Genomic DNA, 26,761 nt, shown 5'->3' on the forward strand with positions numbered 1-26,761 from the left:
AGCAGATGCTTACAGATAGGCTCGCGGTATGAGCACCGCTACGACTGATCTGACCGCTTCACTGCATGCCCTGGGCGATCCCTCGCGCAGGCAGCTCCTGCAACGGCTCGCCCTCGGTCCGGCAACAAGCGGACAGCTGGCGGACGTCGTGACGGTCAGCCGCCCGGCCGCCTCCCAGCACCTCGGCATCCTGGTGCAGGCCGGCCTCGTCCGTTCGAGCAACGCCGGCCGCAACCGCTGGAACGAGCTCAATCCCGAACCCCTGGTGGACGTGGAGACCTGGATCCGTGCGCTGCTGGACACCTGGACGGACTCGCCCACCCTGTCCACTCCCCGCAGTCCCGTACGGAAGGAAATCCGATGACCGAACCCGTGTACTTCATGGAAATCAACAGCCCCAACCACGCGGAGTCGGCCGAGTTCTTTCGCGCCGTGTTCGGCTGGGACCCCCAGCCGTTCGCCGCGCCGGACTACCTCGTGGCGCCGCGCGGGGACGCCGGCGGCGTGGACAGCGCCATCCTTCCTTCGCGGGACGGCCAGCCCAGAGCCGTCCCCGTGATCCGGGTCGCCGATCTCGACGCAACCCTGGCGGCCGTTCAGGCCAACGGCGGCAGCGTGGTCGTTCCTGCATTCGAACTCGGCCAGATGGGGAAGGCCTGCTACATCAATGACCCGGCCGGCGTGCTCGTCGGGCTGCATTTCTACTACCCGCCGCAGTAGGGACGTGCCGGGACCCGCTATTCCCTTGACGATTGCCCCGGGGGTAGCTTGTCCCCATGGCCAGGGAAGAAACCACGCTCACCGTCAGCAGCCCGCACGGAACCCGCGACGTGCGGATCTCGAGTCCCGGCAGAGTGCTCTGGCCCAAGCACGGACTGACGAAGCTGGACCTCGCGCGGTACATCGTCGACGTCGGGGACGCTTTCCTCGCAGCCAACGGCGACCGACCTGTGACGCTCCAGCGGTTCGGGGACACTATCGAGGGCGACCAGTTCTACTCCAAGAACCCGCCCAAAGGTGCGCCGGACTTCGTGCGGTCCGTGCCCGTGGTCTATCCGAGCGGACGCTCCCATCCGCAGCTGGTCATCGACGAGGTCGCGGCGGCTGTCTGGGCGGTGCAGATGAATACGGTGGTGTTTCATCCCTGGCCGTCGCGGGCCGGCAATCCGGACAATCCCGACCAGTTGCGGATCGACCTCGACCCGCAGCCGGGCACTGGGTTCCAGGAGGCCATTCCGGTCGCCCAGGAACTGCGGGACGTCCTGGCCGAGGCGGGGCTGACGTCCTTCATCAAGACCTCCGGCAACCGCGGGCTGCACGTTTTTGCCCCGATCGAACCCCGGCAGGAGTTCCTGGAGGTGCGGCACGCCGTCATCGCCGCCGCCCGCGAACTGGAACGGAGGATGCCGGAGAAGGTCACCACGGCGTGGTGGAAGGAGGAACGCGGTCCCCGGATCTTCGTTGACTTCAACCAGGCGAACCGCGACCGGACCATGGCTGGCGCCTACAGCCCGCGCGCGCTGGAAAACGCCACTGTTTCCTGCCCGATCGGCTGGGATGAACTGGAGCACGCCGACACCCAGGACTTCACCATCACCACTGTTCCGCAACGGCTCAGGACTACCGGGGACCCGTGGGCGGACATGCATGCCACCGCCGGCAGCATCGATGTCCTGATGGGCTGGTGGGAGCGGGACGTCGCAGCGGGTCTGGGGGAGCTGCCCTTCCCTCCCGATTTTCCCAAGATGCCCGGGGAACCGCCGCGGGTGCAGCCCAGCCGGGCCCGCAGCAAAGGGTAGGTGGCCCGAACGTCCTTGAAGGCCCCTGCGAGAGATGAGAGGGCACTTGTCATAGCCACCGCCGCACGTATCCCACCGGGGGGGCAGTGCCGCCCGCAAACCGGGTGCGGGGGACCCTTGGTGGGTCTGGGACGTCTGGCCTCTGTTCGAAGGCCACCGCTGCGAATAGATTGGGGCAAAAGGACGCCGTCGGAAGAGAGGCAAGCGCCATGACGATAACCACAGGTGTGGCAGCACGGCTGGCCGAGGGGCTGGCCATTGTCCTGGGCACTAAGGAAATCCCGGTCCGGCTGCAGGCCTGGGACGGCTCCGAGGCCGGTCCGGCGGGCGCCCCGGTGCTGGTGTTCCGGACTCGCCGGGCTTTGCGCCGGATCCTGTGGTCACCCGGGCAGCTGGGCCTCAGCCGCGCCTATGTCGCCGGGGACATCGATGCTCCGGGCGACATCTTCGAGGCCTTCACGGCGCTGAGTTCCGCCGGCAAGTTCGCGGAACCGGGTCCGTTCCGTCGGCTGACCGCCCGGGAGCTGGGAACGCTCGTCAAGACGGCCGTCCGGCTCGGGGCGCTGGGGCCGAAACCTGCGCCGCCGCCCGAGGAAGCGAAGGTTGTCCGTGCCGGCCGCCGGCACTCCAAGCAGCGCGACGCCGCGGCCATTTCGCACCACTACGACGTCGGCAATGATTTCTACGCCATGGTCCTTGGGCCGTCGATGGTGTACTCCTGCGCGGTCTGGGAGGCAGAGGACGCCGGCCTGGAGGCCGCCCAGGAGGCCAAGATCGACCTCGTCTGCCGAAAGCTGGGGCTGCAGCCGGGCATGCGGGTGCTCGACGTCGGCTGCGGCTGGGGCAGCTTCGCCCTGCACGCCGCCCGGCGTTACGGGGTCGACGTCGTCGGCGTCACGCTCTCTACGGAACAGGCGTCACTCGCCGGCAAGCGCGTCGCGGAGGCCGGGCTGGCGGACCGCGTGGACATCCGGGTCCAGGACTACCGCGACGTCGAGGACGGCCCGTTCGATGCGATCAGCTCCATCGGGATGTCCGAGCACGTCGGCCGCGACCAGATGCCCCACTACGCCTCCCGGCTGCACGGGCTCCTGCGCCCCGGCGGACGGCTGCTCAACCACGCCATCTCCTGGAATGCCGGGCCCGCCGCACCGGACCCGGATTCGTTCATTCCGCGTTACGTCTTCCCGGACGGGGAGATGCTCAGCCTCGCGGAGACCGTCGTCGCGCTGGAGTCCTGCGGGTTCGAAGTGCTCGACGTCGAGGCCCTGCGCCGCCACTACGCCTTGACCCTCCGGGCCTGGGTGCACAATCTCGAGGAGCGCTGGGATGAGGCCGTGCAGGCCGCCGGCGCTGGACGGGCCCGGGTATGGCGGCTCTACATGGCCGCGAGCGCCCTGGGCTTCGAGACCGGAATAACCGGCGTCAACCAGGTCCTCGTGCAGCGGCCCGGCGGCGACGGACCGCCGATGCGCCGTAGCGCCTGGATGTGAGGCCGCCCCGGCCCCCGATTTCCACTCCGTGGCCGGACGCTGATCACACGGTGTGCCGCTTCATGAACGCCGCAACCGGCCCGGCGAGTGCGGCACCGACCTCTTCCGGGGTGCGCTTCAGGCCCGCGACCTCGAAGGTGTGGCCGCCGCCCTCGCACCACTGAAGGGTCGCCCGCGATCCGATCCGGGCAACCACGGCCTCGAGCAGCCCAGGAGTCGCGAACGGATCCCGCGTGCCCTGCAGGAATAGCATCGGCAGCGACAGGCCATAGAGGTGTTCATCCCGGATCTTCTCCGGCTTGCCCGGCGGGTGCAGCGGGTAGCCCAGATAGACCAGACCCGCGGCCTCCATCCCCTCTGCCACGGCCATCGAGGCCATGCGCCCGCCAAAGGACTTGCCGGCCGCCCAGACCGGCTCCCCGTCCGAGCGCGCCCGGGCCTCGGCCATGGCGGCCCGCCAGGCGGATATCGCCGCCGGGGGGCGGTCCGGGAATTTCCTGCCGGCCTCCCGGTACGGAAAGTTGAACCGCAGCGTCGCGACGGATTGCGCGTTCAGGGCTCGGGTGAATCCGGCCAGGAAGGGGTGCTCCATGCCGGACCCCGCGCCGTGCGCCACCACCAGCGACGCGAAGGGATCGCCGGGGCGGGCATAAACGCCCGAAACGGCTGTCTCGCCGACGGCAAATGTGAGGGGGGACTCCGGGATGCTCATGGTTCCATGATGGGGTCTGCGCGTCGTGTGCGCCGATCGGTAGGCTGTCACCATGAGCAATACCGAAGTTGCCCCTCAGGAAATGCTCTGCGCATCCGGCGCCGATTGTGCCGGCGTCGAAGTACTGGTGCCGCGGCAGGTTCCGTTGGGCGGCCCGCGGGCCATGGATGTGCGGCGCACCCTTCCCCAGCGCCAGCGCAGCCTGATCGGAGCCTGGTGCTTCCTGGACCACTACGGGCCCGACGCCGTCGGTGTGTCCGGCGGGATGCAGGTGCCGCGCCACCCGCATACGGGGTTGCAGACGGTCAGCTGGCTGTTCACCGGTGAGATCGAGCACCGCGACTCGGCGGGCTTCCACGCTGCGGTGCGGCCCGGGGAAGTCAACCTGATGACGGCCGGCCGCGGCATCAGCCATTCCGAGTTCTCCACCCCGGGAACGACCGTCCTGCACGGCGCCCAGTTGTGGGTGGCCCTTCCGGACAGCGCCCGCCATATGGAACCGAGCTTCGAGCATTACCGTCCCGAGCCGCTGGCCGGGGACGGCTGGACCCTGCGCGTGTTCCTGGGTTCGCTCGCCGGCTCGCGCTCCCCGGTCACCACCCACACCCGGCTGCTGGGCGCCGAGATCGTGCTCGACGCCGGGGCGGCGCTGACGCTCGACGTCGATCCGGGCTTCGAACACGGCGTGCTGGTAGACCAGGGGAGCCTGGGCCTCGACGGGCACCCCGTTGCCAGGGACCACCTGGCGTATCTGCCCGCAGGGAGGGACTCGCTGACGCTGGGCGCCGGCTCCGAACCCTTGCGGGTGCTTCTGATCGGCGGGGAACCCCTGGGCGAGCAGATCGTGATGTGGTGGAATTTCGTCGGCCGCAGCCACGAGGAGATTGCGGGCTACCGGGCGCAGTGGCAGGCCGAAATCGGCGCCGAGGTCCGTCCCGGTGGGGCAGATGAGGCCGGGGATGTCCCGCGATTCGGCACCTTCCCGCCGGGCGAACCCTCACCGCTGCCCGCCCCTGTCCTGCCGAACGTCCGCATGCGGCCCCGCGGCTGAGCCGGCTCGAACGGAAAGCGATGATTGCGGGACCCGCGGCAGGGTTTTAGTTGTGGGATTCAGCCCCGGAGCCGGCCGGGTGCGTGAGGAACCGTTCAACGCGCCGGTCCGGGATCAGCCACAGGGCGGCCACACCCGAGTAGACGGCGAGGCCCAGGACGGGGTTCACCAGGCTAAGCCCCATGCCCAGAAGGTAGAGGAGGGGGGACGCTTTCCCTTTCCAGTCCCGGCCCATCGCGCGCTCAAGCGGACCATCCCGTCCCTGCTGCCGGATCAGGGTCAGCTTCAGCAGGTAATAGGCGATGGCGGCAAGCAGCAGGTTCAGGCCGTAGACCAGGACGGGGACTTCCATCCAGCCGGCGCTGTTCATCCACCGTGTGGTGAACGGGAACAGCGACAGCCAGAACAGCAGATGAAGGTTGGCCCAGAGAACCGCTCCGTTGATCTTGCCGGCCAGATGGAGCAGGTGGTGGTGGTTGGCCCAGTAGATCCCGACATACACAAAGCTCAAGAGGTAGCTCAAGAATGTGGGGAGTTCATCGAGCAGCGCCTGCCAGGTCGGCTCCGCAGGGATGTGCAGTTCCAGGACCATAATGGTGATGATGATGGCCAGCACACCGTCGCTGAAGGCCTCCAGCCGGTTCTTGTTCATGAGGGCCTCCCAACCTTCATATGTCTGCGAGGAGTCTACGCCGGGTGCATGGCCGCGGCCAGATTGTCGCGGCGCAGCCGCTCCAACTCGACGACGTCGCGGCCGAAGGAAAGAGCCAGCAGCACCAGCGCCAGGGCCACCGCAGCCGCTCCCGGCCCACGCTGGACGCCCGGTGTCAGGGCAAACAGCAACGCGGCCGACTGGAGGGCGCCGATGATCTTACGGGCGGCATTCGGTGGAAGGGGTTCCCTCAGTGAGGGCCGGAACCATCCCGCGGCAAGGAACGCATAGTACAGCAGCCCGATCCCCAGCGTCCACGGGCCCGTGACTGTGGCGGCCGCGCAGGAAAGCACCAGGACGAGGGCGCCGTCGGTATCAGTGTCCAGGCGCGAACCGGCGGCGGAAGCGGTGCCGGTGGCCCGCGCCACCGGACCGTCGACGGCGTCGAGGAGGTAAGCGGCCGTGCCAAGCGGGACGAGGAGGCTGCCGGAAGGGACTCCGGCCAGCAGACCGGCGGCAGTCAGCGAGGCACAGCAGGCCACCAGCACGGCACGGACCAGCGTGATGCGGTCCGCCGGTGTGCAGACCGGGGGCACGCGGCGGAGGATCGAGGCTGCCGCACGGCCGATCACCGCGCCGCCGGCGGCAATCGCGGCGGCAAGGAATACGTACTGTCCTGGGACGGGGAAAGCCGAGACGCAAAGCCAGGTTCCGGCAACCAGGAATGCTGCCACCGCGGCCGTCACGTCAGCCACCGCTCGCGGCGCTGACCTTCCGTCCACCAACCATCTCGCCGCCATGCCAGCAAAACCTTCCGCGCCGGGTTCAGCACGCTCAATCTACGTGCGGGGCACCAGCGTATCCGGTGGCGGGGTCAGGACGAGCGGCTCTGCGCGCGCGTCGTGCCAGGACGTGCGGTCCGCGGCGCACGGGCGAAGCCGATAGCCGCCAGGACAGCCCCGGCGGCCTCCGCCACCGCACTGAGGGATTTCTCGAAGAACCATGTCGGATCGTACATGGCCGGAAACGGTCCGAAGGCCGGGATGTTGACGTATCGGTAGGTGATGACTGCGGCGAAGGCGCTCAGGGCCACCACGAACGCGACCGCGTAGGCAGCGCGGGTGCCGCGCAGCAGGACGTACGCCGCAGCGAGGATGGCCGCGGCGGCCTCGAGCAGGAACAGGGTGCCCTGGCCGATCCCGCCCGCGCTGGCGGCCTGGTAGCCGGGAGCGAGGTGGATGTGGACGCCGGCGTCGACGAGGAGGGCAAGGGCGGTCAGCACCCGCAGGGCGAGGTCAGCACCCCGCACGGCGGCGGTATTTCCGGTGCTGCTTGGGGCGCTCATCTGACTGTCAGCGTCCCGTGCATGCCCGGATGGAAGGTGCAGTGGTAGGCGTACGTTCCCGGCTGACTCGGCGCGGTGAACGTGCCCGTGCCGCCGTTGCCCTGGACGTCCACGTCAAACGCGGATCCTTCGTCGGCCGTCACCGTGTGCCGGGCACTGTCCATATTGGTCACGGCTACCGTTGCGCCCGGGGACACGGTGATCGGGGCTCCGTAGCCGAAGTCCTTGACGGTGATGGACGTCGCCACCGAGCCGGACGCCGGGGCACCTGTTGTGGCCTGGCCGGCCGGCGACGTCGCGGCCGGGTTTGCGCCGCCACTGGAGCAGCTGGCGGTCCCAGCCAGCACACAGGCCAGCAGCAGTGCCAGCGTGAGGGAACGGAGCCTGCCGGTAGTCATGTCGCCACCATCCTCTGCAGCACCATCCTCTGCAGTGGGAAGGGAAGTGCAGGCGGAGCTGATACCACCCATTCTGCGCCCGCCGCGGCGAAATGGCACCGGCCATCCGGTTTTTTCGATCTGGCCGGAATCCGGCGCCCCGACGGAGCTAGCTCATGCAGTCAGCACAGAACGAGTGGCCGGCCTTCTCGCTGGCCAGCTGGGAGCGGTGCCGGACAAGGAAGCACGAGTAGCACGTGAATTCGTCCTCTTTCTGCGGAATGACTGTCACTGTCAGTTCCTCGCCGGACAGGTCGGCGCCCGGCAGTTCTACGCCCTCCGAGGTGTCTGCCTCATCGAGTTCACGCACGACGCTGCGCGCGTCCGGCGCATTCGCGGAGCGCAGGGCCTCAAGGGAGGCGTTGCGGGATTCTGCGACGTCGGATCGGACTTCGTCATAATCGGTTGCCACGTGTTGGTACTCGTTTCCGTTGTTCTGGGTTTCCCGGGATTGAACGGTACAGCATCCAACCGTTAATACTCTGGGTGTAGGGGGCCTGTGTGCAGTGACCCTCATGACACCGGGCAACGGGCCGGCGGATCAGATCACGCTCCAGCCGCCGTCGTTGTTGATCCATGATGGTCGCCCGGATTTCATGTGGCGTTAATGGCGCAGCCCTATCCTGATTCCTTAGGCACCATCCGCCGGAAGGGAATCATCATGGCCGATATCGCTGTAGTGCTGGGGCGGCTCACCCCGCCCGAACTCGACGGACTTCGGTCCCTCGGCCCCCACGGGCATCTCACGAGGCCCCTCATCGAGGCCCTGGACCGTGCCGCCGGCGGCCCCGGTGCCGGACGCGGATACTACGTTCCCAACGGCAACGTCAGCGCCACGGGCGGGCCGCACCTGGTTCTGCGCAGCGACGTCGCCGGCTGGCTCTTCGACTCCGTGCCCCAGATGACTCAGGTCCAGGGAGACGGCTAGGAATCGGGGGTTCGCACCCCAGATCCACCCGGAAGCGGCATACTGTCCCTGAGGAGCTGTCCCTGAGGAGAGGAGTCGCGCCATGAGGGTTCTGATGGTGGAGGATGAGAAGGTTCTGGCCGATACCGTCCGCCGGGGGCTGATCAATGAAGGGTTCGTCGTGGATCTTACTCACGACGGCGTCAGCGGACTCTCCGCCGCCACGGAAAACCCGTATGACGTCATCCTGCTCGATCTGATGCTGCCGCTGAAGAACGGCTACGACGTCCTGAAGGAACTGCGGCAGCGGAAAGTCTGGACGCCGGTGCTGATGCTCACCGCGAAGGACGGCGAATATGACCAGACTGATGCCTTTGACCTTGGCGCCGATGACTACCTCACCAAGCCGTTCAGCTTCCTGGTGCTGGTGGCGCGGATCAGGGCCCTGATCCGCCGGGGAGCGCCCGAGCGGCCCGTGGTGCTGACGTTGGGGAGCCTGACGCTGGACCCGGTTGACCGCAGCGTCCGCCGCAGCGGCCGGCTGATCAGCCTGACCGCCCGCGAGTTCGGGTTGCTGCAGTATCTGATGCGCCGGCACGACCAGATCGTCTCAAAATCGGAGATCCTCGATAACGTCTGGGATTCAGCTTATGAGGGCGGGGACAACGTGGTGGAGGTGTACATCGGCTACCTGCGGCGGAAGATCGATGCTCCGTTCGGCGTCAGCAGCCTCGCGACGGTCCGGGGGATGGGGTATCTGCTCAGCGCCGAGAAGATCCCAGAGGGCGCAGCCGGGCAGTAGCCTGGGACGGGACCTGCGGCGGAACCGGCGTCTTCGTAATCGGGAAGACCACCTCGGGGAAGACCATCTCGAAACGGCATTCGCCCGCAGGGCCCTCGGTTGCCCGAATGGTCCCCTGGTGAGCTGACATGATGCCCGCCGCAATGGCCAGGCCCAGCCCGCTGCCTCCGCCCTCCCGGGACCGGCTCTCATCGAGCCGGACAAACCGCTCGAAGATCCGTTGCCGGTCGTCCTCCGGCACCGGATCGCCGTCGTTATCGACCGACACGAGAGCCCCCTCGGGGGTGGTGCGCAGGCTGACACGAATCATCGAGAGCGCATGCCTGTCCGCATTGTCGAGGACATTGCGGAGCACCTGCGCCAGCCGCCGGGCGTCGCCCTTGATCCTGACCGGGGTGAGATCGGCGCTGACCTGGTGCCGGCTTGCCGAGCGCAGGTGGCGGACTTCCTGTGCCACGACGTCGTCGAGGTCCACGTCCACACTCTCAATGCTCACACCGCCGTCATTCGCCTTCGCCAGCGTCAGCAGGTCGTCGACGAGGTAACGCATGCGGGCAGTCTCGCCGGCCAGGACATCCTTCATCTGCAGCCACATGGCACCGGACGGATCTGCCGCGGCAATCTCCACGCCGGCGCTCAGGGTCGCCAGGGGGCTCCGCAGTTCGTGGCTGGCGTCGGAGACGAATTGCCGCTGCTCCCGGTCCGAGGCCTGCAGCCGGTCCAGCATCATGTTCATGGTCTGCGCCAGGGCCTGGAGTTCGTCCTTGGTGGGCGGAACGTCGACGCGGCCATCGAGGTGCTCGGCGTTGATCCACGCGACCTGGCCGCGGATCTTCTCGACATGTCGCAGCGACCCTCCCACCAGCAGCCACACCGCAACCGCGACCACGGCCAGCAGGAGCGGCATGGCGGCAAGCATGAGCCAGGCCACGGTGGCGACGGTCTCGGACTGCACCTGCACCGACGAGGCGACCACAACCGTGTAATCCCGGACGCCAACCCGGACGCCGGTGGCGACCACATGGAAGTCATCGTTGTTGCCGATGTTGGGGAGGCTGGAAACGTCCTGGATCGCGGTCTTTCCGGGGCCGGGACGCAGGCCCGTGAGGGGCAGGACGGAGATCTTCGGCTGCGAACCGGCAACCACATCGCCGGCCGGGCCCAGAAGCTGCACGAACTGGCCCGCGTAGCCGGTCGACAGGATGTACTCGATCGCATCCTCGATGTCCTGGTCCACCGCGAGCTGCGCTATGACGTCCTGTGCTTTCTGCCGGGCGGACGATTCGGTCGAGGCGGTCAGCGTCGTCTGCAGGAGGACCAGCCAAATCAGGCCCCCCAGCAGGAGCGCCATCGCGACGACGCCAACGGCGGCCGCCGTCGTGCGCTTCCGCACGCCCCAGCTGTTCCGGCCGCGGCGGGGCCCGGATTCCGGGGGATCGGACGTCACGTGGTCCATGTTCCAAGAATGCGGCACCGGCGGCCTCCCGACAACAGTCGGGAGGCACTATTCTTCCGGCCGCTCTTCCCGCCGGTTCACCCCGGCGGCAGCGGTCCGGTCCTCTCAGCGTCCTCTCAGGTGCTCTGGGTCACAGTTAGTGCAGGACGAACTGAACAGGTTGCGGGATCGGATTCCCTCAACCAAGGACCCCGGCCACGTGCAGGGGACCACGACAGGCTACCGGCCGCACGCTCTCCTCAACCAGTGTGCGGCCGGTCATCGTGTGTCCGGAGTTCGTGCAAAGTGCGCAGATGCTTTCAAAGCGACGAAGTAGATCCGCTGCCTGCTTGCCCGGCGGCTGAACCTGGGACCCGGATGATCAGCGGGTCCAGGGGCTGGCCCGCTGCGTACTGTCCGTCGAACAGCTCGGACCCTTCGGGGGAGACCACCACCTCGACGTGCTCCCAGACAAGGGACCCCTCAAGCTCGCGGGGTTCAGCGGCCCGCACGAAAGCGACCGTGATCCGGTCCCGGCCGCTGCCGCCACCGGTGCTGATGGACAGAACCCCCGTGCTGCCGGTGAAGGTGATCCACGGATCCAGCAGCCGCAGCAGCAGCATGCCGTGATGGCCGCCGAGGCGGACGTCGCCGCGAAAGCGCAGGGACCCTGCAGCGCTTGCGGGGTTGTAGCCGGGGTCGTCTGCGCCCCTGGTGTCTGCGGCGTCGTCGGGGGCGAAACAGAACAGGCCGGATTCAAGCACTTCTGCACCGTCCGCCGCCGAGACCGAACCGTCCGGCAGGCTGCCGATGTAGTCGATGAAACTTCGCTTGATGCCCCAGGTCAGGCCCAGCGGAGACATCGGATGAGGCGAGGCGGTGGGTGGGTTCACGAAGGTACTCCTGTGGCTAAAAGACTGGTCTCCCCACGAGCCTAACGGCGGAACGGCGGCGCGGTGAACCGCGGCCCGGCGCCGCGGCGTCGGGCGTATTTCTCTCACGGCGTACGCCGTGCCGGTCTAAGGCAGGGTGCCCGGTGGTTGACTTGGATAAGAACCGCTTCAAGGAGGTGCACCGTGGCTACTGCGATCAGCAGGGCGTCCGGAGCAGATGCGAACGATGAGTCAGACCCCACGGAATCCCTGCTGGATTCCTATTCCGCAACGGTAATTCGCGTGGCCGAGACGGTTACGCAGCACGTCGCCGCACTCGAAATGACGGCCGGCAGCGGACGCAACGGCAGGTTCCGGGTGGGGGCGGGCTCCGCGGTCCTTTTCACCGCGGACGGTTACCTCGTCACGAATGCGCATGTGGTCGGTGGTCTGCGGAGCGGCCATGCGGTCTTCGCCGACGGGACCAGGACGGCAGTGGAGCTCGTGGGTGCAGACCCCCTCTCGGATCTCGCCGTCGTCCGGGGCAAGGCGCCGACGGCGACGCCGGCGGACTTCGGTGACGCGGAAGGACTCAAGGTGGGGCAGTTGGTGATCGCCGTGGGCAACCCCCTGGGCCTGTCCGGTTCCGTCACCGCCGGTGTGGTCAGTGGGCTGGGCCGTTCCATTCCGGTCTGGTCGGGGCGCAACCGCCGCGTGATCGAGGATGTCATCCAGACGGACGCCGCCCTCAACCCGGGAAGCTCAGGCGGTGCGCTCGCAGACGCCCGGGGGAGGATCGTTGGCATCAATACTGCCGTCGCGGGGGCAGGCCTTGGCCTGGCGGTCCCCATCAATGCCACGTCCCGCCGGATCATCGCCGCACTGCTCAGGGACGGCCGCGTCAGGCGGGCCTACCTGGGCCTCGTTAATACGCCCATCCAGTTGCAGCCCAGCGCCGTGGTCCGGACCGGGCGCCGCGACGGACTGCTTGTGGTCGAAGTCCTCGCTGACTCGCCGGCGGAACGGGCGGGACTGCGTGCCGGAGACGTGCTCTTGAGCGTTGGCGAGAAATCCGTGTCAAATGCGGAGAGCCTGCAAAAACTCCTATTTGCTGAGGCGATTGGCGAGCCACTGGAACTGGCCGTGCTGCGGGAGGGAACGGAAATGCGTGTCGTGGCGGTTCCCGATGAAATGACCGAAAAGCAGCCGTAAGGTGTGTATTGCCGACTGCCGGAATTTGCCGAACTTCCGCCGGCGAATTAGCCGTTGTAGACGGTGGCCCGGGGGGATTTCGGCGGATCGGGAGACGGCTCGTCGAGGAATGGGTTTCTCCACGCGCCGGCCATCAGGAGATCCTCGGGCGGCGTGCCGCGTAGTCCACGGTTGACCGGCCCTAGACCGATCGGCAGCCTGCGGATCATCCCGCCTAGCCGGGCACGGCACTCGCGAAGGTGCCGGCCGCGGGGGCGGGGCACCTGGACGGACGTCAGGCCGAAAGCGCCGCCGGGAGTTGTATGAGCCATGTCCGTACCCTTCTGGGCTGGGGGGACTTCCGGACGCTCCGACCGTACGGGTCCGGCCTTCTGAAAATCTGGACGCGGCAGTGCGTCATCCACAGGAGCCTGGGTGCGGTTTCGCGGGTTCGTGCGGCCGGACGCACGATTACTTGGTGCTTAAATTCTCAGCGGCGTAGGGCTACTTGGCAGGCCGGGCGGATACCTGCAAAAGCCGTTCAGGAACTTACCCGGCAGTACTTCCCGGTGTACCCGACTTTCCTCCGGGTAAAGAACGCGTAGTTTCATTCCTTGTTGCGCCCCTTTTGGCATGTCACGGTTTCAATGGAAAGCCGGAAGGAACAGGGGTCTCAGCACCGCAAAGTTCCGTTGAGGATTCGGCTCTTCGAGATGCGATTAGGTTCGTATTGTCTGGGGAAAACGGAGAACATCGTGGAAAATTTGACAGGTCCATCACCAACTATTTCTGTGCGGCTTTTTGGAACCTTTGAAATTCACCGGGAGGGCAGCACGCTCACCGCGGCGGACATGGGCGGCTGCAAGCCGCGGCATATCCTTGAAATTCTTTTGCTCAATCTGGGGACACCGGTGTCCAAAACCCGTCTGATTGAAATCCTGTGGGGCGCCGGCGCCACGGATGGCGCCGTCGCAACCCTGGAGAGCTACGTCAGCGGCATCCGTCGGGCAATCCAGCCGGGCCATACGAAGACCGGCCCGCTCCGCACCGCCAACGGCGGCTACGTTCTGGACCCGCAACTCGTGGACCTGGACCTCTGCAACTTCCGCCGGCTGGTCCGTGCTGCCGGCCAGTCATCTCCGGACGAGGCTTACGCGCTTCTGCTCCAGGCCCTGGAGATCTCGGCCGAGCCGCTGCTGGGCTTTGAACTCGCAGCAGACTGGGCCGATGAGGCCCGGACCCGCCATGCCGCTGAAAAAGTGGCGGCGCAGATCTTCGCCGCGGAGACCGCCGCCTTCCTGGACAAACCGGACGCCGCCATCCATCTGGCACAGGCCGCCATCCGTTCCGAGCCCCTCAACGAGAGAGCCTGGACGGTCCTCGTGGCCGGGTACGAACAGTCGGGGCTCCCGGTTGAGGGCCTGTCGGCCTACGATCGTTGCCGCCGGCTCTTCGACCGCGATCTCGGCTGCACGCCGGGCCCTGCTCTTCAGGCCGCGCATCTGAGGCTCCTGAGGCAACGCGCCGAGGGGAACACCGAACTTTCGGAAGTCCTGGCCGCCTTGCTGTACCTCGGCGATCGGCTCCATGGGCCCAAGTGTCCGCAGGTGGCCGCGCCCGAATCGCGTCGAATGCAGGAGAATGCCGGCCGCGTCCTCGACTCATTCCTTCAACGGGTCCGTGCCGCTGTGTGAGCACGCTCAATCCCTGTCCGCCGATGACATTGCCGACCCCGTAGATGCGGGCCGGCTAGGGTTCCGGCGCCGCACTCCGGAGTTAGCTTCATCACGTAGAACGGATTCGTGAAAAGCTAAGTCCCGGCGGGCCCCATACTTGAAATGACCCCGGCGAATATTCCCACCGCCAGGCATGAGGAGGGTCCGTGAAAACCTTGAGAATTCTAAAGAGTACCGCCACGAACGAGTACTTTCCGGCCGCGGCCGTGCTGTCCGTCGTGGTTCTGTTCTGGGCCCTGGGCTTGGTCGGCGGGCTGTCGCTGCTGAGCAAGCACCAGTCGCTGCTGGCGACGATCTCATGGCTGCTGTTCGTCTACGCAGCTGCGGTGCTTTCACCGCTGGCAGGCCTGCTGGCCGCCGGCGACCTTATCCGTCGCTGGCTGCGCAACAGACAACGGTCCGGAGCAGCGCCGTCCGGCGCAGACCCTGCCCGCGCAGAACCTGCCGGCACGGCCTCCGCGTAGGCCCGGGCCCTACTCGAACCGGGAGGGGTCACCCATGCCGCGGCGCACGACTTCTGCGACGCCGCTGGAGAAGTCGATGACGGTGGTGGGCTCGGAGCCGCAGTCGCCGGAATCAATCACTGCGTCCAGCACATAGTCCAGCCGTTCCTTGATTTCCCAGCCCTGGGTCATGGGTTCCTCCTCATCCGGCAGCAGCAGCGTGCTGGACAGCAGGGGTTCGCCGAGTTCAGCCAGCAGGGCCTGGACCACCACGTTGTCCGGGATGCGCACGCCGACCGTTTTCTTCTTCGGGTGGAGCAGCCGGCGAGGGACCTCTTTGGTGGCCGGCAGGATGAAGGTGTAGCTGCCCGGGGTGACGGCCTTGATGCTGCGGAACACATCGTTGTCGATCTGCACGAACTGGCCCAGCTGGGCGAAGTCCTTGCAGACCAGCGTGAAGTGGTGTTTGGCATCGAGATGGCGGATGGTCCGGATCCGGTCCAAAGCGTCCTTGTTCCCAAGTTGGGCGCCCAGTGCGTAACAGGAGTCGGTGGGATAGGCGATGAGGCCGCCTGAACGCACGATTTCCACGGCCTGGTTGATGGAGCGCGACTGGGGGTTCTCGGGGTGTACGTCAAAGTATCTCGCCATGGGACGAGCTTACGCCGGGGGGCGGTCCGGCTGCCGCACCCGGCCGGCGTCGTGGAGCTCGTCATGGTGGATCCGTTCCCCGAGCCGATGGAGGGGCTCCCCGCTGCCGCACCACTGCTTCGCGATGATCTCCGCGGCGATAGACACTGCCGTTTCCTCGGGGGTACGGGCGCCCAGGTCCAGCCCCACCGGGCTGTGCAGCCGGGACAGCTGCGCGTCGCTCAGTCCTGCGTCACGAAGCCGCGCAATCCGGTCCTCATGCGTCCGTCGCGACCCCATGGCGCCGATGAATGCGACCGGGCTGCCCCGCAGCGCCACCTCCAGCAGCGGGACATCGAACTTGGGATCATGCGTCAGCACACACAGCACGCTCCGCTCGTCCACGAGACCTTTCGCCAACTGCTCGGCCAGATAGCGGTGCGGCCACGCGTTGACCACTTCGGCAGCATCAGGAAAGCGCGCCGCGGTGGCGAAGACCGGCCGGGCGTCGCAAACAGTGACGCGGTAGCCCAGGAAGGCACCGAGCCGGGCCAGTGCCGAGGCGAAGTCAATCGCCCCGAAAACGAGCATCCGCGGAGGCGGGGCGTAGCTTGCGAAGAAGACGCGCATCCCGGCGTCAAGGCGTTCGCCGTCGAGCCCGTAGTTCAGGATGCCGGAGCGCCCGGCGGCGAGCATCCCCTGGGTGTCATCGCCGACTGCCTGGTTGGCCCGCACGGAGCCGAGGTCACCCTCAAAGCCGCCGGGCCGTACGACGAGATGCCGTCCCAGCCAGCGGCTGTCCGCGTGCTCGATTACCGTAACGACCCCCACCCGCCGTTCGGCGGCGATGTCCGCCCTGACGTCATCAAGTTCGGCGAAGCTCCGCTGCGAGACCGGCTCAACGAAGATGTCAATGATGCCGCCGCAGGTCAGGCCGACAGCGAAGGCGTCGTCGTCGCTGATCCCGTAGCGGACGAGGACGGGGGTGCCGTCGCCCATGACCTGCGTGGCGAGGTCGTACACGGCACCCTCGACGCAGCCCCCGGAGACCGAACCGACGGCTTCCCCTCCGGCGGTGACTACCATGGAGGCGCCCGGGAGCCGCGGGGCGGACTTGAAGGTGCCCACCACGGTGGCCAGGCCGGCGGTGCGGCCCTGCTCCCAGTCCGGCATGATGGCAGCGAGCACATCACGCATGGGCGGCCCGCCACGTGCCGTACATCTTCATGGTGCGGAAGGCCGACCGCCGGCCCGCCCAGTAGGCGACGCAGGCCACCACCGCGACGACGGCAAGGATCTTCCCGGGGCTGGAGAGCTGGTCCGCGGCGATGCCCCGGGCCAGGCTCAGGGCGTCCAGGCTGCCGGCGGCCGCGACCGGCGACGGCGGCAAGGCGGCGGGCGTGGCAGCAGGCGCCGTCGGTTGGCCGGCCGAGGCGGGAGCCGCAGGTCCTGGCACCGGCGCATGCTCCGCCGCCACCGGCGCCGCCTCCGGAGCCGCCTTTGCCACCGGCTCCACGAGCATGGCCTGCAGGTTGCCAGCGAAGAGTGCCATCATCTGTTCCGTGACGCTGCCGATCACGCCCTTGCCCATGGCAGCCGCCTTTCCGGAAAGCGCAACGTCAGCCGACACGGTGCCCTTCGTGCTGCCGCCGGGCCCGTCGGCCAGGGACATGACAACGGTGGCCTCCGCGGTGCCTTGGCCGCGCGTTTCCTGCGCCTTTCCCCCGAGTACGGCGCGGTGCTCGGCGGCGTTGCGTTCGATGACGTTCAGCAGGCCCTTGTACTGCATATTCACCGGTCCCAGCTTCACGGTCATGCCGACTTGGTAGGCGTCGTCGGAGAGTTTGTTGAGGATCTGAGCGCCGGGCACACAACCTGCCACCCGTTCGAAGTCCATCAGGGTGTCCCAGACCTTGTCTATCGGTGCGACTACCGAGAATGTGCTGTCGATCTGCATTAGTTCGTCCTTCTTTCAGATGATGCCTGGCCGACGCCGCGGATTGCGGCCGCAACCTCGGTCAAAGCCGTGTAACTGTGCCCGCTGACGAAGGCATCGCAATACGGCAAGGCAGCTGCCATTCCGCCAGCCAGCGGCAGGTAGCCGGGAGCTGCCTTGCGCGGGTTGACCCACACGATCCGGTAAGCAAGCCTTCGGAGCCGGGCCATCTGGGCCCCCACCTGCGCCGGATCCTCCTGCGCCCAGCCATCCGAGAAGATGACCACCACTGCGCCGCGGGCCAGCCCGCGGCGGCCGTGTTCGTCGACGAAACGGCGGAGGCTATCGGCGATCCGGGTCCCGCCGGCCCAGTCGGGGGCGGTGGCGGCGGCTCGGGCCAGGGCCTCGTCGGGATCACGCAGCGAGAGCTGCCTGGTCAGCCGGGTCAGGCGGGTGGAGAACACAAACGCCTCGGCCCCGGCCTTGGCCACCGCCCCCTGGAGCACTGAGACGAAGATCCGTGCGTAGGGCTCCATCGAGCCGGAGACGTCGCAGAGCATCACCAGTTTTCGCCGCTGCTCCCGACGCCGGGCGAACAGCAGCCGGGTGGTGTCCGAGCCGGAGCGCCGGGCCGCGCGGACCGTGGCCCGCACGTCCAGCCTGGCGCTGCTGTGGGCGGACTTGCGGCTACGGCGGCTCAGCCGCGTCGGCGTGGCGAGCAGCATCCGGGCTGCCAGCCGCCTGACGTCCTGCAGCTCCGCCGCGGAGAGGTCGGCGAAGGACATCCCGTGCAGGTGCTCGTCGGGTGAGGCCATCGCCAGCACGGCTTCCCTTTCCTGGGCATCGCTGTCCTCCGGCCCGTTCTGCCCGGCCGAGGCAACGGCCGGGTGCGGCTGCCGCAGCGAAGGCGCGCTCCGTGCTGCCCGGTTGTCGGCGGGGGAGGGCCGGGTGCGGGCTTCTTCGGGGGCCGCCGGCAGCGGGGCGGGCGTCGCTGCCGGCCCTGCGAGCGGCATGGCAGGGTTGAAGCCGTTAAGGAACACGGCGGTGAAGACGGCGTCGAACACCGGGAGCTGCTCGCGCGCGGACATCAGCACCACCCGCGACGTCCAGTAGAGCGTCTCCACGTCGCGCGGAGGGACCAGCCGGAGGGCTTCGGCGAGCCGGACAGCCCGGTCCGGGGAGCAGGCCAGGCCGGCCCGGCGCAGCGCGGTGATGAAGGCGGCGGTAAAGACGGCAGCCTGCACCGGCGGTGGCAAAGTCGCGGTGTCCTGGCTTACCTCACTCATCGGTCCCCTAACCCACCGGTGCCGCCCACGAGCCAGGCCGCCCCGCGGGCGCCGACCAGCTCCAGGTCGTCCCGGTTCTTGACGATCGAGCCCCACGTCTGCTCCGCCGTCGCGGCGTCGATGCGTTCGATGCCCAGCACGGCGAGGGCGGAAACCCAGTCGATGGCCTCCGAGATCCCGGGCGGCTTGGCCAGGTCCAGCGTACGCAGCTTCGTCATGACCGCTGCGGCCTGCAGCGCCAGCGCTCCGCTGCTCTCCGGCACCCGGCGGCGCACGATCTCCGCGATCCGTTCCGGTCCCGGGTAGTCGATCCAGTGGTAGAGGCAGCGGCGGGTGAGCGCATCGTGCAGGTCCCTGGTCCGGTTGGAGGTCAGGATCACGATCGGGGGATGGGTGGCCCTGACGGTGCCGAGCTCCGGAATGGTGACCGCCGCCTCGGCCAGCAGCTCAAAGGTGAAGGCCTCGAATTCGGCGTCTGCCCGGTCGATCTCGTCCAGGAGCAGGACCGCGGGGCGCGGGCCGGGGTGCTCGATCGCCTGCAGCAGCGGACGGCGCAGCAGGTATTCCGGGCTGAAAAGGTCAGCTTCGGTGACGGCGGCGTCGCGCACCTCCGCCAGCCGGATCCCGAGCAGCTGCCGCTGGTGGTTCCACTCGTAGAGCGCCTCACCCGCATCAATGCCCTCGTAGCACTGCAACCGGTACAGCGGCGTATCCAGCAGCTGCGCTAGCGCCTTCGCCGCCTCCGTCTTGCCCACCCCGGCCTCACCCTCCAGGAGGATGGGCTGCGGAAGCCGGACGGCGAGGAACAGGGCTGTCGCCAGCCCGACGTCGGCCAGGTAGTCGTTCCGGTCCAGCTCCGCCATGAGCGAGGGGACATCGGGCACCCTGCGCTGCACCTCCAGCTCGGCGCCCGTGCGTGCCGCCGTGTTCACTTCACTCCGTCCAGCTCGGCCATGACCTGGCGGTAGTCTTCTTCGGTGTCGACGTCCAGCGGGACGGGCCCCGCGACGGCGAGCTCGACGACGTCGTCCGCCCGTTGCTCCAGCAGCTTCCAAACCGCCTTGTCGCCGTGCAGGACGGACAGCCCGGGCAGGAACTCTCTGGCAAATGCAATGGGATGGCCGAGGCCGTCGTCGTAGCGGCAGACTGCGATGCCCGGGCCGGGCCGGTCCCCGGAGCCCTGTTCGGGACTCCCCGGCTTCCGTTCCGCCAAGAGGGCGGAAAGCAGTGCCCGCACTGTCGCCGCCCGGACGCCCGGCTGGTCCCCGAGGAGGAGAACCACAGCATCGGTGTCCGGGTGCAGCACGGCCAGCCCCGTGGCGATCGAAGAGGAACAGCCTTCGCCGAAGTCGGGGTTCACTACGATGTCGCAGCCGCTGGTGTCAGCGGTGCTCTGCACCTCCGCGGCCGCTCCTCCCAACGCCAGAATGGTCTGCTCGAAGCCGCAGTCCCGGGCGGTGGCGAGGACAGCGTCGAGCAGCACGCCGGAGCCGTAGGGCAACAGCTGCTTGGGCCGGCCGAGGCGGCGGGAACCTCCTGCCGCGAGGATCAGCCCGGCGGTCCTGGCTTCAGCGGGTGACTGCTCAGGACGTGAGGGCATAACGCTCCGGATCCTTGCGGAAGCCGGCACGGCAGCCGGGTGAACAGAAGTACACGGTAGCGCCGTCGTGCACCAGGTGAAGCGAGGTGTCAACGGCCGCGACGGCCATGCCGCAGACCGGGTCGATCGCCGTCGCCTCCGCCGGGGAGGCAGCCGGCACCGGCGGTGCCGCGTGATGCCGGGATGTGGCCCGCTCCTGGATGAGCTGGGCCAGGATGGAGAGCGCGATCTCGCCGGGGGTGCGGGCACCGAGCTGCAGTCCCGCCGGGGTGAACACCCGCGAGCGCAGCGCCGCGTCGACCTCCAGCGAGTCCAGCACCGCGGCGCCCCGGGCAACGCTGGCCACGAGCGCGACGTAGGGCACGCCGGCACGCAGCCCTGCCTCGAGCGCGGTTTCCTCGGCCTTGCCATGGGAGGCGACAATCAGCGCCGCATCGTCCGCCCGCGGCACCGCCGATTCCCCGTCGGTGAGCTCCACGGCCAGGCCGACGCCAGAGCCCAGCGTCTCCAGGGCCTGGGCTACCGGAGTCGTGCCGACCACCAGGACCCGGGGTGCCGGAACGCGAGGCTGCAGGAAGATCTCGATCGCCCCGCCGCTCAGGCAGGGGTTGGAGACCTCGACGGCGCCTTCCCCGGCGGTGCGGGACGGCTCACCGGGGACCACGCGCAGCAGGAGCGGTTCCCCGGACGCCAGCACCTGGAGGCTGTACTCGCGCACCGAGGACTCGACGCAGTGTCCGCCGACAAAGCCCAGGATCTCGCCGGTGGGCAGCACCAGCGCGGTATCCCCGGCGTGCGAGCTCGTGGGGTGCTGGGCGCGGACCACGGTGGCGTGGACGAACGGTTCACGGCGGGCGGCGAGCTCCTCCGCCCGGGCCGTCAGGGGCTCTCCGGTCGGGGCCATATCAGATCGGCGGCCTTGCCCGGCCCTGCATCGCCGCCCAGACCCGGGCCGGGGTGCAGGGCATGTCCATGTGCACCACTCCGTAGGGCGCCAGCGCATCGACAACGGCGTTCACGATCGCCGGCGGCGAACCGACCGTGGCGGACTCGCCGATGCCCTTGGCCCCGATGGGGTGATGCGGGGACGGGGTGACGGTAAAGCCGGTCTCCCAATCCGGCACCTCCATGGCCGTGGGGATCAGGTAGTCCATGAAGGACCCGCCGAGGCAGTTGCCATCGGCATCGAACTCGATGATCTCCATCAGCGCCATCCCGACGCCGTCGGTGAGTCCGCCGTGCACCTGGCCTTCGATGATCATCGGGTTGATCCGGGTGCCGCAGTCATCCACCGCGATGAAGCGCCGCACCACGACGCGCCCGGTGCCGGGATCGACGTCGACCACGCAGATGTACGCGCCGAAGGGAAAGGTCAGGTTCGGCGGGTCGTACGTGACCTCGGCGTCGAGGTTGCCGTCGACCCCCTCGGGCAGGGCGACGGTGCCGTGGGCGCCCATGGCGATTTCGGCGATGGTCTTCCCGGCGCCCGGATCGCCCTTGACGAACCAGCGCCCCTTCTCCCACTCGAGGTCCTCGGGCCGGGTCTCGAGCATGGCCGCGGCGATGAGCTTCGCCTTCTCCCGCACCTTGCGGGCGACGAGGGCGACGGCGCCGCCGCTGACCGGCGTCGAGCGGCTCCCGTAGGTGCCGAGTCCGAACGGTGTCTGGTCCGTGTCGCCGTGGACCACGTCGATGTCCTCCGGCGGGATGCCGAGTTCCTCGGCGACGATCTGCGCGAACGTCGTCTCGTGGCCCTGGCCCTGGCTCTGCACCGAGAGGCGGACCACGGCCTTGCCGGTGGGATGGACGCGCAGCTCAGCGCCGTCGGCCATGCCCAGGCCCACAATGTCGAAGTGCTTGCGCGGCCCGGCGCCCACGACTTCCGTGAAGAACGAAACCCCGATGCCCATCAATTCACCCTTGGCCCGCTTTTCCTGCTGCTCGCGCCGGAGGTCCTCATAGCCGGCCATTTCCATGGACAGCCGCATGGCGGGCTCGTAGTTGCCCGAGTCGTAGACCCAGCCGGTCTTGTTCGCATAAGGGAACTGCTCGGGCTTGATGAAGTTCTTCAGCCGCAGCTCGGCCGGGTCCATTTCCAGCTTGCGGGCCAGGATGTCCACCAGCCGTTCCACCAGGTAAACGGCCTCCGTGACGCGGAAGGAACACGCATAGGCGACGCCGCCGGGGGCCTTGTTCGTATAGACGCCGGTGACGCTGCAGTAGGCGGCCTTGAGGTCGTAGCTGCCGGTGAAGATGGAGAAGAAGCCAGCCGGGGTCTTGGTCGGCTGGGCCGTGGCGTTGAACGCGCCGTGGTCTGCCAGCACGCTGGTCCGCACCGCGAGGATCTTGCCGTCCCTGGTGGCCGCGATCTCGCCCTGCATGATGTAGTCGCGGGCAAACGAGGTCGACATCAGGTTCTCCGAGCGGTCCTCCACCCACTTCACCGGCCGGCCGGTGACGATGGAGCCGACGACGGCGAGGATGTAGCCGGGGTAGATGCCGACCTTGTTGCCGAAGCCGCCGCCGATGTCCGGGGAGACAATGCGGATCTTGTGCTCGGGGATCCCCGCGACGATCGCGAACAGCGTGCGGTGGGCGTGCGGGGCCTGGGTGGTCTCATACAGGGTCAGCCGCCCGTCGACAGCGTCGAAATCCGCGACGGCCCCGCAGGTTTCCATCGGAGCCGGGTGCACGCGGGGGTAGACGACCTCCTGGCTGACCACGACGTCGGCGGAGGCGAAGACGGCCTCGGTTTCTGCTTTGTCGCCCATTTCCCAGTCGAAGATCCGGTTGTCCGTCCGGCCCTCGATCTCGTCGCGGATCACGGGGGCGTCCGCGTCGAGCGCTTTGCGGGCGTCGATGACAGGCTGGAGGACGTCGTATTCGACGTCGATCAGTTCCAGTGCGTCCCGGGCCGCGTAGCGGTCCTCGGCCACGACGAACGCGACTTCCTGCCCCTGGAACCGGACCTTGTCCGTCACCAGCACGGCCTGGACATCCGCGGAGAGCGTCGGTGCCCAGGCGAGGTTCAGGCCCAGCAGGTCCTTCCCGGTGATGACGGCCAGGACTTTCGGGTGGGCCAGGGCATTGGTGGTGTCGATCGAGACGAGCCGGGCGTGCGCCACGGGGGCGCGCAGGATGGCGCCGTGCAGCATGCCGGGCAGGACGATGTCGTCGAGGTAGTGGCCCTTGCCGCGGACGAAGCGCGGGTCTTCTTTGCGCTGGATCCGGCCGTAGCCGATGGGGCGGTCCTCGTCGCCGGCCGCCGGATTGCTGGGCCGTTCATGGATGACGGTCATGCCTTCACCTCTGTGTCCACTATCTCGGTTGCGAAATCCGGGACCGGAGTGTCCGTGCCGTCGAGGACTTCGTCGGCCGCCGGTGCATCGTCCACGCCGGTACCCGCAGGGTGGGCGGCTGCCCACTGCACGGAGCGCACGATCGTGGCGTAGCCGGTGCAGCGGCAGATCTGCCCGGAAATGGCCTGCCGGATCTCGGTGGCGTCAGGATGCGGATTCTTATCCAGCAAGGCGCGGGCGGTCAGCATCATGCCTGAGGTACAGAAACCGCATTGCAGTCCGTGTTCCTCCATGAAGCCCTGCTGGACAGGATCCAGGGATCCCCCGCTGGCGAGTCCTTCCACGGTGCGGATATCGTGCCCGGCGGCCATCGCCGCCAGGACGGTGCAGGATTTCACCGGCTGTCCGTCCATCAGGACCACGCAGGTGCCGCAGTTGCTCGTATCGCAGCCCCAGTGGGTGCCGGTCAGGCCGAGGACCTCGCGGATGTAGTGGACCAGGAGAACACGCGGTTCAATCTCGTTCGTGACGTCGTTTCCGTTGACGGTCATGCTGACCTTCATCCGCTTCAGCCTTCCTGGGTCTTGGCGGCGCGGGTGCAGGCAAGCCGCAACACCCGCCGTGTGAGTTCGTCGGCCAGATGCCGCTTGTAGTCGACGGGGCCGCGCTGGTCGTCCACCGGGTCACAGGCTGCCGCAGCCAGCCGTCCGGCCTCAACGAACAGCTCTTCCGCGGGATGCCGGCCGCGCAGCACGTCTGCGGCCTCAGCCAGGGTGCCGTCAAGGCCGAGTGCGGTGAGTCCGACGGCGGCGTCGGAAATCGTGCCGTCCGCGGCGAGCGTGATTGCGGCGCCGGCGGCGCCGACGGCCCAGTCGCCCACGCGGCGTTCCACCTTCTCGTAGGCGCTCGACGAGCGGGGACGAAGGGGGAATCGAAGCTCGCACAGGAGCTCATCCTGGCCCACAGCTGTTTCGTAGGGGCCGCGGTGGAAATCGGCCATGGTCAGGATGCGCTCGCCGGCCGGACCGCGGATGACTGCTTCCGCGCCCAGGACATCGCAGACGGTGGACAGGTCCTCGGCCGGGTCCGCCTGGCAGAGGGAACCGCCGATGGTTCCGCGGTTCCGGACGATCGGGTCGGCGATGACCGACTCGGCGTCCCGGACGATCGGGAAGATCCCGGCGATCTCGTCGGATTCGAGGAGGGTGGTGTGCCGGGTCATGGCGCCGATCCGCAGCGTGTCGCCGTCGCGGAGGATGAAATCGAGTTCGTAAAGGTCGTTGATGTCGATGAGCCACTCGGGCCGGGCCAGCCGGAGCTTCATCATCGGCAGGAGGCTGTGCCCCCCGGCGATGACCCGGGATTCCGTGCCGTGGCGCTGCAGGAGTTCCAGTGCGTTGTCCACCGAACTGGCCCGCACATAGTCGAATGGAGCCGGAATCTGCATAGTCCCTACCTCACTCCCGGGCGCTCGCAACGTCGCGGAGCGCCGATTTGAGGCAAGTCTTGCCCCGCCTGACATGGAGTGTCAACATCGTCATAAGCGAAAGGTTATGACGCCGTGTCCATGACATTGAGCCAACTGCGCACCTTCGCCCTCGTCGCCAGGCTGGGCTCGCTGCACGCCGCCGCGGAAGCGCTCGGAGTCAGCGAACCGGCCGTCTCGGCGGCACTGGCGGCGCTGCGGCAAGACCTCGGCGACCCCTTGTTTGTGCGAGCCCAGGGCGGGGTAGCACTGACTCCGGGCGGCCGGGCCCTGGCGGACTACGCCCAGAACATCGTCGGGCTGGCGGATCAGGCACGCTGGGAGGTCGCCCACGCGAAGAACGACGCCGGACGGCTGAAGATCGTCGCCACGGCGCCTTTTGCCGAACATGCCGCCGGCCGGCTGCTGGACCTTTTCACCAAGCGGGTTCCCGGCGCGTGGGTTGATGTGGTGGTCGAGGCGGCGGAGGACCTTGACCCGCTCCTGCACGAGCGGGCCTACGACATCGCCCTGGGCGCACGGCCGACGGCGCCAGCTGGCACGGCTGCGTCGGAGCTCGACCTGGAGTCCGTTCCCTTCCTGCGTTACCAGCGGGTGTTCGTGGTGGCCTCGTCCCATCCGCTGGCCCGGCTGCACGGTCCGCTGTCTGTGGCCACGCTCCTGGGCAGGCCCTGGTTTGCCGGACCTGCCGGGATCCAGGCCGGCACGGAAGAGGGGCGCTGGCTGGCGTCCGTGGGCGTTGCGCCCGACATTATCCGGTTGAGCAGCGAGACCGATGCGCTGGCTGCCGTGCGGGCGGGGGAAGGGATCATGCTGGCGATCGGCCATATTGTGCGCGCCGAGGTCCAGAGCGGGGCACTCGTCCGCCTGCCCGTCGTCGGGACCCCGTTCACGGGACTGTGGTGGGCCAGCACGCTGGACCACCGCCGGACCACCACGATGGCGCAGACGCTGCAGCGCTTCGTCAACACCGCGGACGCGACTGCCGCGATGGTCGCGCCGGGAGGATCCCGCGGACTTGAGCGCCGGGGCTCGAAGTTCCACGTTGCGCTGTGGAGCTGAAGAAAAGGTAGCCACTGCGCCGCGGGGCCCTGTGTCGCGTTGCACATGTGGGTGGTCGGTGCTACCCCTTGTGGAGTAGACGATCGACGCACACACCCTACAAACACACTTTACAAAGAGGAGTAGCTATGACTTTGACCCGTGACGAGGACAGCTCGCTGAGGCACTGGAGCAGCCGGCTGATCCAGGCGCTGCAGATCCTCGACCTGGAAGTTGACCACGAGAAAATCGTTGAAGTTGCGGAGGAATCGCGGAAGGCAGTCGGACCGCACGCGGACGCGATCAGCGCCTTCATCGTCGGCTTCGCTGCGGGCACAGCGTCCACGGACGGCCGCAAGAGCACCCAGGAGGCCGTTCACGCCGCCTCCAACAAGGTCATTGAGCTGTGCGAGCACGGCGAATCCGGCGGCCCCGACGAAGAGGGCTGGGCCAAGAGGGCCCAATAGCAGCTCCACCCCGCTCCCACCCCGGGGGACATGCCCAGCCTTTGAGCCCGGGACTGGACATAAAGGCACTATGTCCGGTGCCCGCGGGCAGGACTGGACATGTCCCGCGGGAGGGTCAGGACGACCCGCCGCAGCACCCCC

31 protein-coding genes are annotated in these 26,761 nt (G+C 68.1%); 12 read left to right on the forward strand and 19 right to left on the reverse strand.

The annotated features are described in order from the left end of the window. Positions 1 to 28 precede the first annotated feature (28 nt). The 4 genes from BJG92_RS04305 (at position 29) to BJG92_RS04320 (ending at position 3,292) form a co-directional block, all read left to right on the forward strand. On the forward strand, positions 29 to 364 hold the full coding sequence (locus tag BJG92_RS04305; protein WP_232082788.1) for a helix-turn-helix transcriptional regulator: 336 nt from the start codon (positions 29 to 31) through the stop codon (positions 362 to 364). Continuing rightward, entirely contained in the window at positions 361 to 720 is a 360-nt protein-coding gene (locus tag BJG92_RS04310) for a VOC family protein (RefSeq protein WP_232082789.1), read from the forward strand. The genes BJG92_RS04305 and BJG92_RS04310 overlap by 4 nt, the downstream gene beginning before the upstream one ends. A 56-nt stretch (positions 721 to 776) precedes the next feature. Continuing rightward, entirely contained in the window at positions 777 to 1,799 is a 1,023-nt protein-coding gene (gene ligD, locus BJG92_RS04315) for a non-homologous end-joining DNA ligase (protein ID WP_232082790.1), read from the forward strand. 209 nt (positions 1,800 to 2,008) lie between these two features. Further along, the gene (locus BJG92_RS04320; RefSeq protein ID WP_232082791.1) at positions 2,009 to 3,292 is read left to right on the forward strand and encodes a class I SAM-dependent methyltransferase; all 1,284 of its coding nucleotides are present in this window, start codon (positions 2,009 to 2,011) and stop codon (positions 3,290 to 3,292) included. 43 nt (positions 3,293 to 3,335) lie between these two features. On the opposite strand, the gene BJG92_RS04325 is transcribed toward BJG92_RS04320, so the two are convergent. Further along, positions 3,336 to 4,004, reverse strand: a complete 669-nt coding sequence (locus BJG92_RS04325) for an alpha/beta family hydrolase (RefSeq protein WP_232082792.1) — start codon at positions 4,002 to 4,004, stop codon at positions 3,336 to 3,338. Positions 4,005 to 4,056: 52 nt separating this feature from the next. On the opposite strand from BJG92_RS04325, the gene BJG92_RS04330 reads away from it, so the two are divergent. Continuing rightward, positions 4,057 to 5,055 (forward strand): pirin family protein, encoded by a 999-nt coding sequence (locus BJG92_RS04330; RefSeq protein WP_232082793.1) that lies wholly within the window; start codon positions 4,057 to 4,059, stop codon positions 5,053 to 5,055. Positions 5,056 to 5,101: 46 nt separating this feature from the next. On the opposite strand, the gene BJG92_RS04335 is transcribed toward BJG92_RS04330, so the two are convergent. The 5 genes from BJG92_RS04335 to BJG92_RS04355 all read right to left on the reverse strand — a co-directional run bounded on the left by BJG92_RS04335 (position 5,102) and on the right by BJG92_RS04355 (position 7,901). Then, positions 5,102 to 5,707: a TMEM175 family protein gene (locus BJG92_RS04335; protein ID WP_232082794.1), complete on the reverse strand. Its 606-nt coding sequence runs from the start codon at positions 5,705 to 5,707 to the stop codon at positions 5,102 to 5,104. 35 nt (positions 5,708 to 5,742) lie between these two features. After that, the gene (locus BJG92_RS04340) at positions 5,743 to 6,462 is read right to left on the reverse strand and encodes a CDP-alcohol phosphatidyltransferase family protein (RefSeq protein WP_232082795.1); all 720 of its coding nucleotides are present in this window, start codon (positions 6,460 to 6,462) and stop codon (positions 5,743 to 5,745) included. 119 nt (positions 6,463 to 6,581) lie between these two features. Continuing rightward, positions 6,582 to 7,052, reverse strand: a complete 471-nt coding sequence (locus BJG92_RS04345) for a hypothetical protein (protein ID WP_232082796.1) — start codon at positions 7,050 to 7,052, stop codon at positions 6,582 to 6,584. Next, complete coding sequence (locus BJG92_RS04350) at positions 7,049 to 7,450, reverse strand: cupredoxin domain-containing protein (protein WP_232082797.1); 402 nt, start codon at positions 7,448 to 7,450, stop codon at positions 7,049 to 7,051. Before BJG92_RS04350 ends, BJG92_RS04345 begins: the two co-directional genes overlap by 4 nt. A gap of 148 nt (positions 7,451 to 7,598) precedes the next feature. Further along, the gene (locus BJG92_RS04355) at positions 7,599 to 7,901 is read right to left on the reverse strand and encodes a DUF4193 domain-containing protein (RefSeq protein ID WP_232082798.1); all 303 of its coding nucleotides are present in this window, start codon (positions 7,899 to 7,901) and stop codon (positions 7,599 to 7,601) included. A gap of 249 nt (positions 7,902 to 8,150) precedes the next feature. Here BJG92_RS04355 and BJG92_RS04360 point away from each other — a divergent pair, with 249 nt between their 5' ends. Further along, complete coding sequence (locus BJG92_RS04360) at positions 8,151 to 8,417, forward strand: hypothetical protein (protein ID WP_232082799.1); 267 nt, start codon at positions 8,151 to 8,153, stop codon at positions 8,415 to 8,417. An 82-nt stretch (positions 8,418 to 8,499) separates the two neighbouring features. Then, positions 8,500 to 9,198 (forward strand): response regulator transcription factor, encoded by a 699-nt coding sequence (locus tag BJG92_RS04365; protein ID WP_232082800.1) that lies wholly within the window; start codon positions 8,500 to 8,502, stop codon positions 9,196 to 9,198. Here BJG92_RS04365 and BJG92_RS04370 read toward each other — a convergent pair. Both BJG92_RS04370 and BJG92_RS04375 read right to left on the reverse strand, forming a co-directional pair. Then, positions 9,158 to 10,654: a cell wall metabolism sensor histidine kinase WalK gene (locus BJG92_RS04370; RefSeq protein WP_232082801.1), complete on the reverse strand. Its 1,497-nt coding sequence runs from the start codon at positions 10,652 to 10,654 to the stop codon at positions 9,158 to 9,160. The two genes, BJG92_RS04365 and BJG92_RS04370, sit on opposite strands and share 41 nt — an antisense overlap. A 299-nt stretch (positions 10,655 to 10,953) precedes the next feature. Further along, positions 10,954 to 11,526, reverse strand: coding sequence for an HtaA domain-containing protein (locus tag BJG92_RS04375; protein ID WP_232082802.1), 573 nt, complete (start codon positions 11,524 to 11,526; stop codon positions 10,954 to 10,956). 195 nt (positions 11,527 to 11,721) lie between these two features. On the opposite strand from BJG92_RS04375, the gene BJG92_RS04380 reads away from it, so the two are divergent. Continuing rightward, complete coding sequence (locus BJG92_RS04380; protein ID WP_232082818.1) at positions 11,722 to 12,717, forward strand: S1C family serine protease; 996 nt, start codon at positions 11,722 to 11,724, stop codon at positions 12,715 to 12,717. 47 nt (positions 12,718 to 12,764) lie between these two features. Here the strand turns inward: BJG92_RS04380 and BJG92_RS04385 are convergent, their stop codons facing one another. After that, positions 12,765 to 13,028 (reverse strand): hypothetical protein, encoded by a 264-nt coding sequence (locus BJG92_RS04385; protein ID WP_232082803.1) that lies wholly within the window; start codon positions 13,026 to 13,028, stop codon positions 12,765 to 12,767. A 459-nt stretch (positions 13,029 to 13,487) separates the two neighbouring features. On the opposite strand from BJG92_RS04385, the gene BJG92_RS04390 reads away from it, so the two are divergent. Together BJG92_RS04390 and BJG92_RS04395 are read left to right on the forward strand one after the other, a co-directional pair. After that, a complete protein-coding gene (locus tag BJG92_RS04390; protein ID WP_232082804.1) occupies positions 13,488 to 14,390 on the forward strand; it encodes a BTAD domain-containing putative transcriptional regulator in 903 nt (300 codons plus the stop codon). A 188-nt stretch (positions 14,391 to 14,578) separates the two neighbouring features. Beyond that, positions 14,579 to 14,896: a hypothetical protein gene (locus tag BJG92_RS04395; protein ID WP_232082805.1), complete on the forward strand. Its 318-nt coding sequence runs from the start codon at positions 14,579 to 14,581 to the stop codon at positions 14,894 to 14,896. Positions 14,897 to 14,905: 9 nt separating this feature from the next. On the opposite strand, the gene BJG92_RS04400 is transcribed toward BJG92_RS04395, so the two are convergent. The 10 genes from BJG92_RS04400 to BJG92_RS04445 are packed head-to-tail and all read right to left on the reverse strand — an operon-like array spanning position 14,906 to position 25,073. Next, a complete protein-coding gene (locus tag BJG92_RS04400) occupies positions 14,906 to 15,526 on the reverse strand; it encodes an L-threonylcarbamoyladenylate synthase (RefSeq protein ID WP_232082806.1) in 621 nt (206 codons plus the stop codon). A gap of 9 nt (positions 15,527 to 15,535) precedes the next feature. Further along, positions 15,536 to 16,702, reverse strand: a complete 1,167-nt coding sequence (locus BJG92_RS04405) for an XdhC family protein (protein ID WP_232082807.1) — start codon at positions 16,700 to 16,702, stop codon at positions 15,536 to 15,538. Beyond that, on the reverse strand, positions 16,695 to 17,462 hold the full coding sequence (locus BJG92_RS04410; RefSeq protein WP_232082808.1) for an SRPBCC family protein: 768 nt from the start codon (positions 17,460 to 17,462) through the stop codon (positions 16,695 to 16,697). Before BJG92_RS04410 ends, BJG92_RS04405 begins: the two co-directional genes overlap by 8 nt. Next, entirely contained in the window at positions 17,462 to 18,727 is a 1,266-nt protein-coding gene (locus BJG92_RS04415) for a VWA domain-containing protein (protein ID WP_232082809.1), read from the reverse strand. The genes BJG92_RS04410 and BJG92_RS04415 overlap by 1 nt, the downstream gene beginning before the upstream one ends. Next, the gene (locus BJG92_RS04420; protein ID WP_232082810.1) at positions 18,724 to 19,659 is read right to left on the reverse strand and encodes a MoxR family ATPase; all 936 of its coding nucleotides are present in this window, start codon (positions 19,657 to 19,659) and stop codon (positions 18,724 to 18,726) included. Before BJG92_RS04420 ends, BJG92_RS04415 begins: the two co-directional genes overlap by 4 nt. After that, a complete protein-coding gene (locus tag BJG92_RS04425; RefSeq protein ID WP_232082811.1) occupies positions 19,656 to 20,327 on the reverse strand; it encodes an NTP transferase domain-containing protein in 672 nt (223 codons plus the stop codon). The genes BJG92_RS04420 and BJG92_RS04425 overlap by 4 nt, the downstream gene beginning before the upstream one ends. Continuing rightward, positions 20,311 to 21,231 carry an XdhC family protein gene (locus BJG92_RS04430; RefSeq protein WP_232082812.1) on the reverse strand — a complete coding sequence of 307 codons (921 nt, stop codon included), beginning with the start codon at positions 21,229 to 21,231 and terminating at the stop codon, positions 20,311 to 20,313. Before BJG92_RS04430 ends, BJG92_RS04425 begins: the two co-directional genes overlap by 17 nt. 1 nt (position 21,232) lies before the next feature. Continuing rightward, on the reverse strand, positions 21,233 to 23,626 hold the full coding sequence (locus BJG92_RS04435; protein WP_232082813.1) for an aerobic carbon-monoxide dehydrogenase large subunit: 2,394 nt from the start codon (positions 23,624 to 23,626) through the stop codon (positions 21,233 to 21,235). After that, on the reverse strand, positions 23,623 to 24,177 hold the full coding sequence (locus BJG92_RS04440; protein WP_308011626.1) for a 2Fe-2S iron-sulfur cluster-binding protein: 555 nt from the start codon (positions 24,175 to 24,177) through the stop codon (positions 23,623 to 23,625). The genes BJG92_RS04435 and BJG92_RS04440 overlap by 4 nt, the downstream gene beginning before the upstream one ends. Before the next feature lie 17 nt (positions 24,178 to 24,194). Further along, a complete protein-coding gene (locus tag BJG92_RS04445) occupies positions 24,195 to 25,073 on the reverse strand; it encodes a xanthine dehydrogenase family protein subunit M (RefSeq protein ID WP_232082814.1) in 879 nt (292 codons plus the stop codon). A gap of 120 nt (positions 25,074 to 25,193) precedes the next feature. Between BJG92_RS04445 and BJG92_RS04450 the strand changes: the two genes are divergently transcribed. Together BJG92_RS04450 and BJG92_RS04455 are read left to right on the forward strand one after the other, a co-directional pair. Then, positions 25,194 to 26,174, forward strand: coding sequence for a LysR family transcriptional regulator (locus BJG92_RS04450; protein WP_232082815.1), 981 nt, complete (start codon positions 25,194 to 25,196; stop codon positions 26,172 to 26,174). 128 nt (positions 26,175 to 26,302) lie between these two features. Next, positions 26,303 to 26,620, forward strand: coding sequence for a DUF6457 domain-containing protein (locus BJG92_RS04455; RefSeq protein WP_232082816.1), 318 nt, complete (start codon positions 26,303 to 26,305; stop codon positions 26,618 to 26,620). Positions 26,621 to 26,761: the final 141 nt, after the last annotated feature.

The organism is Arthrobacter sp. SO5 (assembly GCF_020532805.1).
Classification (GTDB): domain Bacteria; phylum Actinomycetota; class Actinomycetes; order Actinomycetales; family Micrococcaceae; genus Arthrobacter.